14 protein-coding genes are annotated in these 12,830 nt (G+C 58.0%); all 14 read right to left on the minus strand.

The genetic code is table 11. The features are described 5' to 3' along the window. A partial coding sequence (locus GSM73_RS26700; protein ID WP_256676652.1) for a tripartite tricarboxylate transporter permease occupies positions 1–456 on the minus strand: 456 nt, incomplete at its 3' end. A gap of 9 nt (positions 457–465) precedes the next feature. After that, positions 466–948 carry a tripartite tricarboxylate transporter TctB family protein gene (locus GSM73_RS02120; protein ID WP_047226653.1) on the minus strand — a complete coding sequence of 161 codons (483 nt, stop codon included), beginning with the start codon at positions 946–948 and terminating at the stop codon, positions 466–468. Positions 949–1,028: 80 nt separating this feature from the next. After that, positions 1,029–2,000 carry a tripartite tricarboxylate transporter substrate binding protein gene (locus GSM73_RS02125; protein ID WP_047226652.1) on the minus strand — a complete coding sequence of 324 codons (972 nt, stop codon included), beginning with the start codon at positions 1,998–2,000 and terminating at the stop codon, positions 1,029–1,031. A 571-nt stretch (positions 2,001–2,571) separates the two neighbouring features. Next, positions 2,572–4,404 (minus strand): glutamine--fructose-6-phosphate transaminase (isomerizing), encoded by a 1,833-nt coding sequence (gene glmS, locus GSM73_RS02130; RefSeq protein ID WP_160891444.1) that lies wholly within the window; start codon positions 4,402–4,404, stop codon positions 2,572–2,574. A gap of 1 nt (position 4,405) precedes the next feature. Then, positions 4,406–5,182, minus strand: a complete 777-nt coding sequence (locus GSM73_RS02135; RefSeq protein ID WP_047230092.1) for a DeoR/GlpR family DNA-binding transcription regulator — start codon at positions 5,180–5,182, stop codon at positions 4,406–4,408. Positions 5,183–5,405: 223 nt separating this feature from the next. Continuing rightward, a complete protein-coding gene (glmU, locus tag GSM73_RS02140; protein ID WP_160891445.1) occupies positions 5,406–6,773 on the minus strand; it encodes a bifunctional UDP-N-acetylglucosamine diphosphorylase/glucosamine-1-phosphate N-acetyltransferase GlmU in 1,368 nt (455 codons plus the stop codon). Positions 6,774–6,888: 115 nt separating this feature from the next. After that, positions 6,889–7,314, minus strand: coding sequence for a F0F1 ATP synthase subunit epsilon (locus GSM73_RS02145; protein WP_047230094.1), 426 nt, complete (start codon positions 7,312–7,314; stop codon positions 6,889–6,891). 45 nt (positions 7,315–7,359) lie between these two features. After that, the gene (gene atpD / locus GSM73_RS02150) at positions 7,360–8,736 is read right to left on the minus strand and encodes a F0F1 ATP synthase subunit beta (RefSeq protein ID WP_047230095.1); all 1,377 of its coding nucleotides are present in this window, start codon (positions 8,734–8,736) and stop codon (positions 7,360–7,362) included. 27 nt (positions 8,737–8,763) lie between these two features. Continuing rightward, on the minus strand, positions 8,764–9,624 hold the full coding sequence (gene atpG, locus GSM73_RS02155; RefSeq protein WP_003207090.1) for a F0F1 ATP synthase subunit gamma: 861 nt from the start codon (positions 9,622–9,624) through the stop codon (positions 8,764–8,766). 50 nt (positions 9,625–9,674) lie between these two features. Further along, entirely contained in the window at positions 9,675–11,219 is a 1,545-nt protein-coding gene (atpA, locus tag GSM73_RS02160) for a F0F1 ATP synthase subunit alpha (RefSeq protein ID WP_025216279.1), read from the minus strand. A gap of 21 nt (positions 11,220–11,240) precedes the next feature. Continuing rightward, positions 11,241–11,777, minus strand: coding sequence for a F0F1 ATP synthase subunit delta (locus tag GSM73_RS02165; protein ID WP_047230096.1), 537 nt, complete (start codon positions 11,775–11,777; stop codon positions 11,241–11,243). A gap of 12 nt (positions 11,778–11,789) precedes the next feature. Next, on the minus strand, positions 11,790–12,260 hold the full coding sequence (locus GSM73_RS02170) for a F0F1 ATP synthase subunit B (protein WP_047230097.1): 471 nt from the start codon (positions 12,258–12,260) through the stop codon (positions 11,790–11,792). A gap of 58 nt (positions 12,261–12,318) precedes the next feature. Beyond that, positions 12,319–12,576 carry a F0F1 ATP synthase subunit C gene (gene atpE, locus GSM73_RS02175; RefSeq protein WP_003097235.1) on the minus strand — a complete coding sequence of 86 codons (258 nt, stop codon included), beginning with the start codon at positions 12,574–12,576 and terminating at the stop codon, positions 12,319–12,321. Positions 12,577–12,708: 132 nt separating this feature from the next. Next, positions 12,709–12,830, minus strand: a 122-nt coding sequence (locus GSM73_RS26705; protein ID WP_256676661.1) for a F0F1 ATP synthase subunit A, incomplete at its 5' end; no start/stop codon positions are given.

Raw genomic sequence — 12,830 nt, forward strand, 5'->3', positions numbered from 1 at the left:
CGAAAAAACGGCAATGGAGAAATATTCATGGGGACCGAAACTCAGGGCCACGTCCGCCAGGATCGGGGCGATAAACATCAACGCCGCAATGCTGAAAATCGTGCCCAGGAACGAGAACACCACGCCAATGCCCAGGGCTTTGACGCCCAGGCCCTTTTTCATCATCGGCGAACCATCGAACGTCGTGGCGATGGAGGCCGGCGTGCCCGGTATGTTGAGCAATATCGCTGAAATCAGCCCCCCCGAGGTGGCGCCGACAAACAGAGCAACCAGCAGTGACAGACCCGTGGCCGGGCCCATCGAATAGGTCAGCGGCAAGCACAGGGCGATGGCCATGGTGGCCGAAAGGCCGGGCACCGCACCAAAGACGATCCCCACTGCAACGCCGAGGGTGATCAGGACAAATACGTAGGGCGAGAATACGGCACCGAAGCCTTGTTGCAGGAGCTCAATCATCACCGTCCCCTAGAAATCCAATAGACCGGCGGGCAGCATCAAATCGAAGCCCTCACGGAAGATCACAAAAATCAACGCTGCTGAAACGACCGCGATCACGGCATAAAGCCCGTGCTTGACCTTCTGATCCGCGGGGGTCAACACGATGAATTGGGCGTAGAGGTAAAGCGTGGTCATGATCACGAAACCGACAACTTCCAGCAGCGCGGTGAAGAGCGTCACCAGGGCGATGGATTTGATAACCGTCGGGTAATCGATCGATTCAGCGGCTTCGGCCGGCTCGACAGGCTCGGCACGTTGCTGAGGCAGTTTTCTCCAGGCCAGCAACTGCAACACGCCCAACAGGCACAGCGCGCCGGAAAGAATCCAGGGCACAAAAGCGGCGTCGACAAAACCGCGACGCGGCAGATTCGCGGTCAACAACATGTACGCCACACCAGCACCGAGCATCGCCAGGCCGGCGAACAATTCATTTCTTTTGTAGGTATCCATACAGGATCCTCTTTCACTTGAAGGGCCGAGCAAAGGGGCGCTGGCCAATACGGTAAGCGCCCCATCCTGTTTCCCAGGATTTACTTGGCTTTACGCATTTCGTCCTTGAACTGCATGAAGTCGTCACGGGTCTTGGTCAGCGTAGCAATGGCTTCTTCGGTGCCCTGGAAGCTGACAGGCTGCTTGAAGGACTTCTTGAGCTCTTCAGCGTATTCAGGTTCTTCGGTGATTTTCTTCATGGTGTCAGCCATTTTCTTGACGATGGCCGGGTCTGTGCCTTTCGGGAAAGCGACGATGTAAGGCTTGTCCAGGACCAGGTCCACGCCTTGCTCCTTGAACGTCTTGACGTCACCCAGCAGCGGGTTGCGCTCTGCGTTAGGCTGGCCCAGAGCGGTCATCTTGCCGCTGGCAATGTAGTCCTGAACCGAACCATAGCTGATAGCACCCAGGTCAATGCGCTTGCCCAGCAAGGCCACCACTTTTTCCGAAACGGTGCCGCTGTCGACCATCTTCAGTTTGACGCCGGCGAGTTTCTCGAACATCAAGCCTTGCAGGTGCGAGAAGTTACCCATCTCGGTGCCGTAGGTGATGGTGCCTGGCTTGGCCTTGGCCTGTGAAATCAACTGATCGAGGGTGTCGATGCCCGAGCTTTTGGCAGAGACGAACACAGCGCCTTTATCGACGCCCGCGATGCAGGAGACATCGAATGCATCGAAGCGATCTTCGGACAACCCTGCCACTTCGTTAACGATCATCTGACCGGTGTGGGTGAACAGAATGGTGTTGCCATCTGGCGCCGCGCTCTTGACCGCGTCGGCAGCGATGGTGCCGCCCCCGCCGGCCATGTTGGTGACGACCATGGACTTACCGGTCACTTTGGTGAAGTACTTGGCCATCATCCGTGCGTTGAAGTCGGTATCGCCGCCGGCGTTGGCAATGACCACCACCTGCACCGGACGTGTCGGCCAGTCGCTCGCATCAGCGGCAACGGCCGCTCCGGCGGTGAGGCTCAAGAAGGAAGCGACGAGAGAGGCGCATAGTGTTTTTCTCATTATTGTTCTCCAGAGATGCTGCCGTAGAAGGTGTTGGTAGGGAGTTGGGTATGGGTGTCGCGAGGATGAATCGGGCGTATTGCCAACCCGCGCGCAGTGGCAATGCCGTACTGGGGCGCAGCAGGAAGCGAACGATGCAAGGAATTTGGTTGAGTCGAACAAGTATGGCTGTCTGGAAAGCCATGGCCCGCTTGGCTGGGATGCATAAGCGAGAAGAGAGGCGCCCTTCTACGGTTATGCAGAAAGGGCAGAGAGCGATGCTGATGAGCCGTCGGAGCGAATGGCATAGCAGGGCCTGCGTCGATTTTATTATTTTATGTCATACGTTGTCGTACGACTTGGCCGATTATCGTCACCTAAAATAATTTTTGTCAACGCGGATATTTGTTGAATCGGTGAGAGGAGGAAGACGTGGCCTCATGTTTACGCTCATGAAGAGCAATGCGGGGGTGACGATCAGACGAGCGGCGATCAGCGGTGCCGCTCAGGAGCCGGGGGGTGGAGGGCAGCAACCGGTGACGCCAGGGTGCAGAGGAGACGAAACCACCTCCGCGACCCCGGCTGCCAGGGCTTACTCCACTGTCACAGACTTGGCCAGGTTTCGTGGCTGGTCGACGTCAGTGCCCTTGAGTACCGCGACATAGTACGACAACAACTGCAGCGGGATCGTGTAGAGGATCGGCGACAGGATGTCGTGGATGTGCGGCATGTGCACCACGTGAGTACCTTCACCATTGGTCATGCCGGCCTTCTCGTCGGCAAAGACAATCAGCTGGCCGCCACGGGCGCGCACTTCCTGCAGGTTGGACTTGAGCTTTTCCAGCAGCTCGTTGTTCGGCGCCACGGTGACCACGGGCATATCGTTATCCACCAGGGCTAGCGGGCCGTGCTTGAGTTCACCGGCTGGATAGGCTTCAGCGTGGATATAGGAAATTTCCTTGAGCTTCAGGGCGCCTTCCATCGCCACCGGGAATTGCGCGCCACGCCCCAGGAACAGGGTGTGGTTCTTCTCGGCGAACAACTCGGCGATTTTTTCCACGGTGCTGTCCATCGCCAGGGCTTCGCCCAGACGGGTCGGCAGGCGGCGCAGTTCTTCCACCAATGTTGCCTCGACACCCTCGCCCAGAGTCCCGCGCACCTGTCCCAAGGACAGGGTCAGCAACAGCAGGCCCACCAGCTGCGTGGTGAACGCCTTGGTCGACGCCACACCGATTTCACGGCCAGCCTGGGTTAGCAGGGTCAGGTCGGATTCGCGCACCAACGAGCTGATGCCCACGTTGCAGATCGCCAGGCTGGCAAGGAAACCCATCTCCTTGGCGTTACGCAGGGCGGCCAAGGTGTCGGCGGTTTCACCGGACTGGGAAATGGTGACGAACAGGGTGTCGGGTTGCACCACCACTTTGCGGTAACGGAATTCGCTGGCGACTTCGACCTGGCACGGAATACCGGCCAACTCTTCCAACCAGTAACGAGCAACCATACCAGCGTGGTAGCTGGTGCCACAGGCAACGATCTGCACGTTGCGAACCTTGGCGAACAGCTCGGCGGCCTGTGGCCCGAACGCCTGGACCAGCACCTGACTCTGGCTCATGCGGCCTTCCAGGGTGCGTTGCACCACAGCCGGTTGTTCGTGGATCTCCTTGAGCATGAAGTGCCGGAACTCGCCCTTGTCGGCGGCTTCGGCGCCGTCACGGTATTGAACGGTCTCGCGCTCAACGGCTTTGCCGTCGATGTCCCAGATCTGCACGCTGTCGCGGCGAATTTCGGCGATATCGCCCTCTTCCAGGTACATGAAGCGGTCAGTGACCTGACGCAGCGCCAGCTGATCGGAAGCCAGGAAGTTTTCCCCAAGGCCCAGACCGATCACCAACGGGCTGCCGCTGCGGGCAGCAACCAGTCGATCCGGCTGCTCGGCACTGATCACCGCCAAGCCATAGGCGCCATGCAGTTCCTTGACGGTGGCCTTGAGCGCCGCAGTCAAGTCCATCAGTTCCTTGAGCTTGTGATTGAGCAGGTGGGCAATGACTTCGGTGTCAGTGTCGGAGGTGAACACATAGCCGAGTGCCTTGAGTTGCTCACGCAGCGCTTCGTGATTCTCGATAATGCCGTTGTGCACAACCGCCAGGTTGTCGGAGAAATGCGGGTGGGCGTTACGCTCGCACGGCGCGCCGTGAGTGGCCCAGCGGGTGTGGGCGATGCCCAGGCGCCCCACCAGCGGCTCGGCGTCCAACGCTTGTTCCAGCTCACTGACCTTACCTGGGCGTCGCATGCGCTCAAGCTTCTCGTCGTTGGTAAACACCGCCACACCGGCGCTGTCATAACCACGGTATTCGAGGCGCTTGAGGCCTTCGAGCAAGATTGCAGTGATGTTGCGTTCAGCAACGGCGCCGACAATTCCACACATGCTATTTCTCCTGGCTGACAGACGCGCAGATCACATTGATCCCACGGGCCTGAATCTGATCGCGGGCCTCCACGGGCAGGCGATCATCGGTAATGAGGGTATGGACGCTGCTCCACGGCAGTTCCAGGTTGGGGATTTTTCGGCCGATCTTGTCGGCCTCCACCATCACGATCACTTCGCGGGCTACCTCAGCCATTACACGGCTCAGGCCCAGCAGTTCGTTAAAGGTGGTGGTGCCTCGGACCAGATCGATGCCGTCGGCGCCGATAAACAACTGGTCGAAATCGTAGGAGCGCAGGACCTGCTCCGCGACTTGGCCCTGGAACGACTCGGAATGAGGATCCCAGGTGCCGCCGGTCATCAACAGCACCGGTTCATGCTCCAGCTCGCTCAGGGCACTGGCGACATGCAGGGAATTGGTCATCACCACCAACCCCGGCTGCAGTCCGAGCTGAGGAATCATTGCCGCGGTGGTGCTGCCGCTGTCGATGATAATCCGCGCATGTTCGCGGACCCGCTTCACCGCGGCCCGGGCAATGGCTTGTTTGTATTTGGAGACGGCTTGCCCGTTATCGGCGACCAGTTCCTGCGGCATGGGAACCGCGCCACCGTAACGACGCAGCAGCAAGCCGTTGGTTTCCAGCGCGGCGAGATCCTTGCGAATCGTAACTTCCGAGGTTTCGAAGCGCTTGGCCAACTCATCAACACTGACTTCGCCCTGCTCTTGAAGCAAGGCAAGTATATTGTGGCGGCGCTGTGGTGTGTTGCGCTTGGACATAAGGATAAGTTTCGATTCGAAAGATAACGTAAGTAATCAAAACCTATTGGAAGCATGTCGTCAAGACAAGAGCAGAAAAATTCAGAAACTGGGTGAACATGAACGCCATCGCGAACAGGCTCGCTCCCACATTGATTGCAGCGTCCACGGGGCCCGTGTCAGCCGAGAATTCAGTGTGGGAGCGAGCCTGCTCGCGATGGACGCGACCGGAGTTGTGGATAACTCAGGTTTTCTTGATTTTTACCGGACGCTTCCAGCCATCGATGTTGCGCTGCCGCGCACGGGCCACAGCCAGTTGAGACTTATCCACATCCTGATTGATGGTTGAACCTGCTGCGGTGTTTGATCCATCACCGATGGTCACCGGTGCAACCAGCGAATTATTGGAGCCGATGAACACGTCCTCACCAATAGTCGTCTGATACTTATTGGCGCCGTCGTAATTGCAGGTGATGGTACCGGCGCCAATGTTGGTGCGTGCACCGATTTCAGCGTCACCCAGATAGGTCAGGTGACCGGCCTTGGCGCCTTCGCCCATGTGGGCATTCTTGAGCTCGACGAAGTTACCCACATGGGCGTGGGCTTCCAGCACAGTACCCGGACGCAGGCGAGCAAATGGGCCCGCGTCGCTGCCTTCGCCCATGACGGCGCCATCGAGGTGACTGTTGGCTTTGATCACCACGCCTTTTCGCAGGGTGCTGTCCTTGATCACACAGTTCGGGCCGATGACCACGTCGTCTTCGATGATGACCTTGCCTTCAAGGATAACGTTGATGTCGATGACCACATCGCGGCCGACGCTGACTTCACCGCGCACATCGAAACGGGCCGGGTCGCGCAGGGTCACGCCCTGAGCCATCAGGCGGCGGGCGGCGCGCAATTGATAGTGACGCTCCAGTTCGGCCAGTTGCCGGCGATCGTTGGCGCCCTGCACTTCCATGGCATCCAGCGGCTGCTCAGTGGCGACCACCAGCCCGTCGTTGACAGCCATGGCAATCACATCGGTCAGGTAGTACTCGCCCTGGGCATTGTTGTTCGACAAACGACTCATCCAGTCGCCCAGGCGTTCAGCCGGTACGGCAAGAATGCCGGTGTTGCCTTCGGTGATCGCGCGCTGGGCTTCGTTGGCGTCCTTTTGCTCGACAATCGCTGTCACCTGGCCGTCGGCGTTGCGCACAATGCGGCCGTAACCAGTGGGGTCATCCAGCTCGACGGTCAGCAGGCCCAATTGCTGTGGAGCAGCATGCTTGAGCAGGCGCTGCAAGGTATCGACTTCGATCAGCGGCACGTCGCCGTAGAGAATCAATACCGTATCGGCGGTAATAAATGGCACCGCCTGGGCGACCGCGTGGCCGGTCCCCAGTTGTTTATCCTGCAGGACAAAATTAAGGTCATCCGCCGCCAAGCGCTCACGCACAGCATCCGCCCCGTGGCCGATCACCACGTGAATGCGCTGTGGATCAAGTTGCCGGGCGCTGTGGATAACATGACCGAGCATGGAGTTGCCGGCCACCGGGTGCAATACCTTGGGCAGCGCCGAACGCATGCGAGTGCCTTGACCCGCCGCGAGGATAACGATTTCGAGAGACATGACTGGCTACCAATCCTGGGTGGTCAGCGGCTGCGACCAGATGATGAGTGTCGGAAAAAGAAAAAAGGGTAGCCGAGGCTACCCTTTTTAATCAATCGCACAGAAAGCAGACGGCTTAGCCGCCGAACTTCTTGCGGATCTGCTGGACGGTGCGCAGCTGGGCTGCGGCCTCGGCCAGACGTGCAGCAGCAGAGCCGTAATCGAACTCGGCGCCGCGCTCATGCAAGGCCTTCTCAGCAGCCTTGACGGCTTCCTGAGCGGAGGCTTCGTCCAGGTCGGCAGCACGTTGCACGGTGTCGGCAAGGACCTTGACCATGTTCGGCTGAACCTCGAGGAAACCACCGGAGATGTAATACACCTCGGATTCCCCGCCCTGCTTGATCAAGCGGATCGGACCTGGTTTCAGATTAGTGATCAGCGGTGCGTGACCCAGAGCGATACCAAGATCGCCCAGCTCACCATGCGCAACCACCATCTCGACCAGACCGGAGAAAATTTCCCCTTCCGCACTGACGATATCGCAATGGACTGTCATAGCCATCTGATTGCCTCAACCTAAATTAGCGCCCGTTGCCGGGCGCCGGGATTACAGTTTCTTGGCTTTCTCGATCGCTTCTTCGATGCCGCCGACCATGTAGAACGCTTGTTCTGGCAGGTGGTCGTAGTCACCGTTGAGGATGCCTTTGAAGCCAGCAATGGTGTCTTTCAGGGAAACGTATTTACCCGAGGCACCGGTGAAGACTTCAGCCACGAAGAACGGCTGCGACAAGAAGCGCTGGATCTTACGAGCGCGGGATACCAACTGCTTGTCGGTTTCCGACAGCTCGTCCATACCCAGGATCGCAATGATGTCCTTCAGCTCTTTGTAACGCTGCAGCACGTACTGAACGCCGCGAGCGGTGTCGTAGTGCTCCTGGCCGATCACGTTCGGGTCCAGCTGACGCGAAGTCGAGTCCAGTGGGTCTACCGCTGGGTAGATACCCAGGGAAGCGATGTCACGGGACAGAACGACGGTCGCGTCCAAGTGGGCGAAGGTGGTCGCTGGCGACGGGTCGGTCAAGTCGTCCGCCGGTACGTATACCGCCTGGATCGAGGTGATCGAACCTTCCTTGGTCGAAGTGATGCGCTCTTGCAGCACGCCCATCTCTTCAGCCAGGGTCGGCTGGTAACCTACTGCCGAAGGCATACGGCCCAGCAGTGCGGATACTTCAGTACCGGCCAGGGTGTAACGGTAGATGTTGTCGACGAACAACAGTACGTCATTACCTTCGTCACGGAACTTCTCGGCCATGGTCAGGCCGGTCAGGGCTACGCGCAGACGGTTTCCCGGCGGCTCGTTCATCTGACCGTAAACCAGTGCCACTTTGTCCAGAACGTTGGAGTCCTTCATCTCGTGGTAGAAGTCGTTACCCTCACGAGTACGCTCACCCACACCGGCGAACACGGAATAACCGCTGTGCTCGATGGCGATGTTACGGATCAGTTCCATCATGTTTACGGTCTTGCCCACACCGGCACCACCGAACAGACCGACTTTACCGCCCTTGGCGAACGGGCAAACCAGGTCGATAACCTTGATGCCGGTTTCCAGCAGGTCGTTGCCGCCTGCCTGTTCAGCGAAGGATGGCGCAGGACGGTGAATGCCCCAGCGCTCTTCGGTGGCGATCGGACCTGCTTCGTCGATCGGGTTGCCCAGTACGTCCATGATCCGGCCCAGGGTCGCTTTACCGACCGGTACGGAGATGGCTGCGCCAGAGTCGACAACATCCAGACCGCGCTTCAAGCCTTCGGTGGAGCCCATCGCAATGGTACGTACCACGCCGTCGCCCAGCTGCTGCTGAACTTCCAGAGTGGTTTCCGCGCCTTGTACTTTCAGCGCGTTGTAGATGCTCGGTACGCTGTCGCGTGGAAATTCCACGTCGATAACGGCGCCGATGATTTGAACGATACGTCCGCTACTCATAGCTGGATCCTCTGAATATTTGAACCGTTAAACCGCGGCAGCGCCGCCGACGATTTCCGAGATCTCTTGGGTGATCGCAGCCTGACGCGCCTTGTTGTAGATCAGTTGCAAATCACTGATCAGATCACCGGCGTTGTCGGTAGCGTTCTTCATCGCGATCATCCGCGCCGCTTGTTCAGCTGCGTTGTTCTCGACCACCGCCTGGTAAACCTGCGATTCCACGTAGCGGACCATCAAGCCGTCAAGCAGCTCTTTGGCATCCGGTTCGTAGAGGTAGTCCCAGTGGTGCTTGAGTTCCTGTTCCGGGGTCGCCACCAGTGGAATCAACTGCTCCACGGTAGGCTGTTGCGTCATGGTGTTGATGAATTTGTTGGATACCACGGACAGGCGGTCAATACGGCCTTCCAGGTAAGCATCCAGCATCACCTTGACGCTGCCGATCAGATCATTGATCGACGGCTCTTCACCCAGGTGGCTGATAGCAGCGACGACGTTACCGCCGAAGTTGCGGAAAAAAGCCGCACCCTTGCTACCAATCACGCACAGATCGATCTCGACGCCTTGTTCACGGTTTACAGCCATGTCCTTGACCAGGGCCTTGAACAGGTTGGTGTTCAAGCCACCGCACAGACCACGGTCACTGCTCACCACAACGTAACCGACGCGCTTGATGGCGCGGTCGATCATGAACGGGTGGCGATATTCCGGGTTGGCGTTGGCCAGATGACCAATTACCTGGCGGATGCGCTCCGCGTAGGGACGGCTAGCAGCCATGCGCATTTGTGCCTTGCGCATTTTGCTGACCGCCACTTTTTCCATGGCGCTGGTAATCTTTTGCGTGCTTTTGATGCTCGCAATCTTACTGCGAATCTCTTTTGCGCCTGCCATGTAACACCTATCAGGTTAGCAAGCGGGAGCCTTGCGACTCCCGCTGCGGCTTACCAGGTTTGGGTGGCCTTGAACTTCTCGATACCGGCTTTCATGCCAGCGTCGATTTCGTCATTGAAGTCACCCTTCACGTTGATCTTCGCCATCAAATCGGCGTGATCGCGGTTGAAGTAAGCAATCAGCGCTTGTTCAAAGCTGCCGACCTTGGCGATTTCGACGTCAGTCAGGAACCCACGTTCAGCGGCATACAGCGACAACGCCATGTCAGCGATCGACATCGGAGCGTATTGCTTCTGCTTCATCAGCTCGGTAACGCGCTGACCATGCTCAAGTTGCTTACGGGTCGCTTCGTCCAGGTCAGACGCGAATTGGGCGAATGCCGCCAGTTCACGGTACTGAGCCAGAGCGGTACGGATACCACCGGAGAGCTTCTTGATGATCTTGGTCTGAGCGGCACCACCCACACGGGATACCGAAACACCGGCGTTCACAGCAGGACGGATCCCGGAGTTGAACATGGCCGATTCCAGGAAGATCTGACCGTCGGTGATGGAAATCACGTTGGTCGGAACGAACGCGGAAACGTCGCCAGCCTGGGTTTCGATGATCGGCAGTGCGGTCAGGGAACCGGTTTTGCCGGTCACTGCGCCGTTGGTGAACTTCTCTACGTACTCTTCCGAAACGCGAGATGCGCGCTCCAGCAGACGGGAGTGGAGATAGAACACGTCGCCTGGGTAAGCTTCACGGCCTGGTGGACGGCGCAGCAGCAGGGAGATCTGGCGGTAAGCCACTGCCTGCTTGGACAGATCGTCATAAACGATCAGCGCGTCTTCACCGCGGTCGCGGAAGTATTCGCCCATGGTGCAACCGGAGTACGGTGCCAGGAACTGCAGCGCAGGAGATTCCGAAGCACTGGCAGCCACGATGATCGTGTTGGCCAGGGCGCCGTTTTCTTCCAGCTTGCGAACCACGTTGGCGATGGTCGATTGCTTCTGACCAATTGCCACGTAGACGCAGAAAATGCCGCTGTTCTTCTGGTTGATGATCGCGTCGATCGCCAGAGCGGTTTTACCGATCTGACGGTCACCGATGATCAGCTCACGCTGGCCACGGCCGACAGGGATCATGGCATCGACAGCCTTGTAGCCAGTCTGTACAGGCTGGTCTACCGACTTACGCCAGATCACGCCTGGAGCAACTTTCTCGACCGCATCGGTCTCGGTGTTGTTCAGCGGACCTTTGCCGTCAACTGGGTTACCCAGTGCGTCGACTACGCGACCCAGCAGTTCCTTACCAACCGGAACTTCGAGGATGCGGCCGGTGCACTTGGCGCTCATGCCTTCAGCCAGAGACGTGTACGCGCCCAATACCACGGCACCTACAGAGTCTTGCTCCAGGTTGAGGGCCATACCGTAGACGCCGCCCGGAAACTCGATCATCTCGCCGTACATGACGTCGGCCAGACCGTGAATCCGCACGATGCCGTCAGATACGCTGACGACAGTGCCTTCGTTACGGGCTTGGGAGGTCACATCGAGCTTGTCGATGCGGCCCTTGATAATTTCACTTATTTCGGAAGGATTGAGTTGCTGCATTGCTCTGCTGCCCCTTCAAACTCAAGATTTCAATGCTTCGGCAAGTTTCGCGATTTTGCCGCGAATCGAGCCATCGATAACCAGGTCACCGGCGCGGATAACGACACCACCAATCAAGGCAGGGTCTTCCGTAACGTCCAGACGCACTTCCCGGTTGAGTCGTGCACTGAGAACCTTGGCGAGTTTGTCTTGCTGTTCTTGGTTCAATGCAAAAGCACTGGTCACTTCCACGTCTACCGACTTCTCTTGCTCAGCCTTGTACAGGTCGAACAATGCGGCGATCTCCGGCAGAAGCGGGAGACGGTCGTTTTCGGCAACGACGTGAATGAAATTCTGTGCCTTGGCATCGAACTTGTCGCCGCACACGTCAATGAACGTGGCGGCCTTTTCTGCGCTCGTCAGTCGCGGGGCCTTGAGCACGCGCTGCATGGTGTCGTCTTGCGACACCGCTGCTGCCAGGCCGAGCATGGCTGACCAATTGGCCAGTTGCTGGTGGGCCTGAGCGTGCTCGAAGGCCGCCTTAGCGTAAGGTCGGGCCAACGTGGTCAGTTCTGCCATGATCGCCCTCGCTTAAATTTCAGCAGCCAGTTTGTTTACCAGCTCTGCGTGCGCGTTTTGATCGATTGTGGCACCCAGGATCTTCGAAGCACCGCCAACAGCCAGGGCACCCACTTGGGCACGCAGGGCGTCTTTGACACTGTTCAGTTCCTGTTCGATCTCGGCTTGAGCCTGAGCCTTCACACGGTCAGCTTCGACGCGAGCCTGTTCACGGGCTTCGTCGACAATCTGGGTACCGCGTTTCTTGGCTTGCTCGATGATTTCAGCTGCCTGAGCTTTCGCTTCGCGCAGTTGCTGACCCACTTTCTCATGGGCCAACTCCAGGTCGCGAGCTGCACGGCTGGCAGCGTCCAGACCATCCGCGATCTTCTTTTGACGTTCGTGCAATGCCGCAATGACCGGAGGCCATACGAACTTCATGCAGAACAGTACAAAAATCAGGAACGCAACGGACTGGCCAATCAGGGTCGCATTAATGTTCACGCCAACACCTCGCAGTTACGTTGTCCATCACACCAATCTACTCGAGACATCCGAGTAATTAGCCAGCGATTTGACCAACGAACGGGTTCGCAAAGGTGAAGAACAGAGCGATACCAACACCGATCATGGTCACGGCGTCGAGCAGACCAGCCACGATGAACATTTTAACTTGCAGCATTGGAACCATTTCTGGCTGACGCGCGGCGCCTTCCAGGAACTTGCCGCCCAGCAGGCCGAAACCAATTGCGGTACCCAGTGCGCCCAGGCCGATCAACAGTGCAACAGCGATAGCGGTTAGACCAACTACAGTTTCCATCTTTCCTCCCGACTTTTACGTCGTATGGTTTAGGTTTTTTAGATTAAAGCGGTAAAACAAATCGTTTCATCAAGCCCGTTCGGGCCCCTTCCCGTGTGACCGGGAAGGACATCAGACTAGTCGAGACTGGCCTTAATGGTTTTCTTCGTGCGCCATCGACAGGTAGACGATGGTCAGCATCATGAAGATGAACGCCTGCAGGGTGATGATCAGGATGTGGAACACAGCCCACGCCCACTGCAGAACTACACCCA

The sequence above is a fragment of the Pseudomonas sp. PICF6 genome, from assembly GCF_009831705.1.
Lineage (GTDB): Bacteria > Pseudomonadota > Gammaproteobacteria > Pseudomonadales > Pseudomonadaceae > Aquipseudomonas > Aquipseudomonas rhizophila.

Coding starts and splice junctions, on each gene's coding strand:
- GSM73_RS02120 (WP_047226653.1), bottom strand. CDS start 948: ATGGATACCTACAAAAGAAATGAATTGTTCGCCGGCCTGGCGATGCTC.
- GSM73_RS02125 (WP_047226652.1), bottom strand. CDS start 2,000: ATGAGAAAAACACTATGCGCCTCTCTCGTCGCTTCCTTCTTGAGCCTC.
- glmS (WP_160891444.1), bottom strand. CDS start 4,404: ATGTGTGGAATTGTCGGCGCCGTTGCTGAACGCAACATCACTGCAATC.
- GSM73_RS02135 (WP_047230092.1), bottom strand. CDS start 5,182: ATGTCCAAGCGCAACACACCACAGCGCCGCCACAATATACTTGCCTTG.
- glmU (WP_160891445.1), bottom strand. CDS start 6,773: ATGTCTCTCGAAATCGTTATCCTCGCGGCGGGTCAAGGCACTCGCATG.
- GSM73_RS02145 (WP_047230094.1), bottom strand. CDS start 7,314: ATGGCTATGACAGTCCATTGCGATATCGTCAGTGCGGAAGGGGAAATT.
- atpD (WP_047230095.1), bottom strand. CDS start 8,736: ATGAGTAGCGGACGTATCGTTCAAATCATCGGCGCCGTTATCGACGTG.
- atpG (WP_003207090.1), bottom strand. CDS start 9,624: ATGGCAGGCGCAAAAGAGATTCGCAGTAAGATTGCGAGCATCAAAAGC.
- atpA (WP_025216279.1), bottom strand. CDS start 11,219: ATGCAGCAACTCAATCCTTCCGAAATAAGTGAAATTATCAAGGGCCGC.
- GSM73_RS02165 (WP_047230096.1), bottom strand. CDS start 11,777: ATGGCAGAACTGACCACGTTGGCCCGACCTTACGCTAAGGCGGCCTTC.
- atpE (WP_003097235.1), bottom strand. CDS start 12,576: ATGGAAACTGTAGTTGGTCTAACCGCTATCGCTGTTGCACTGTTGATC.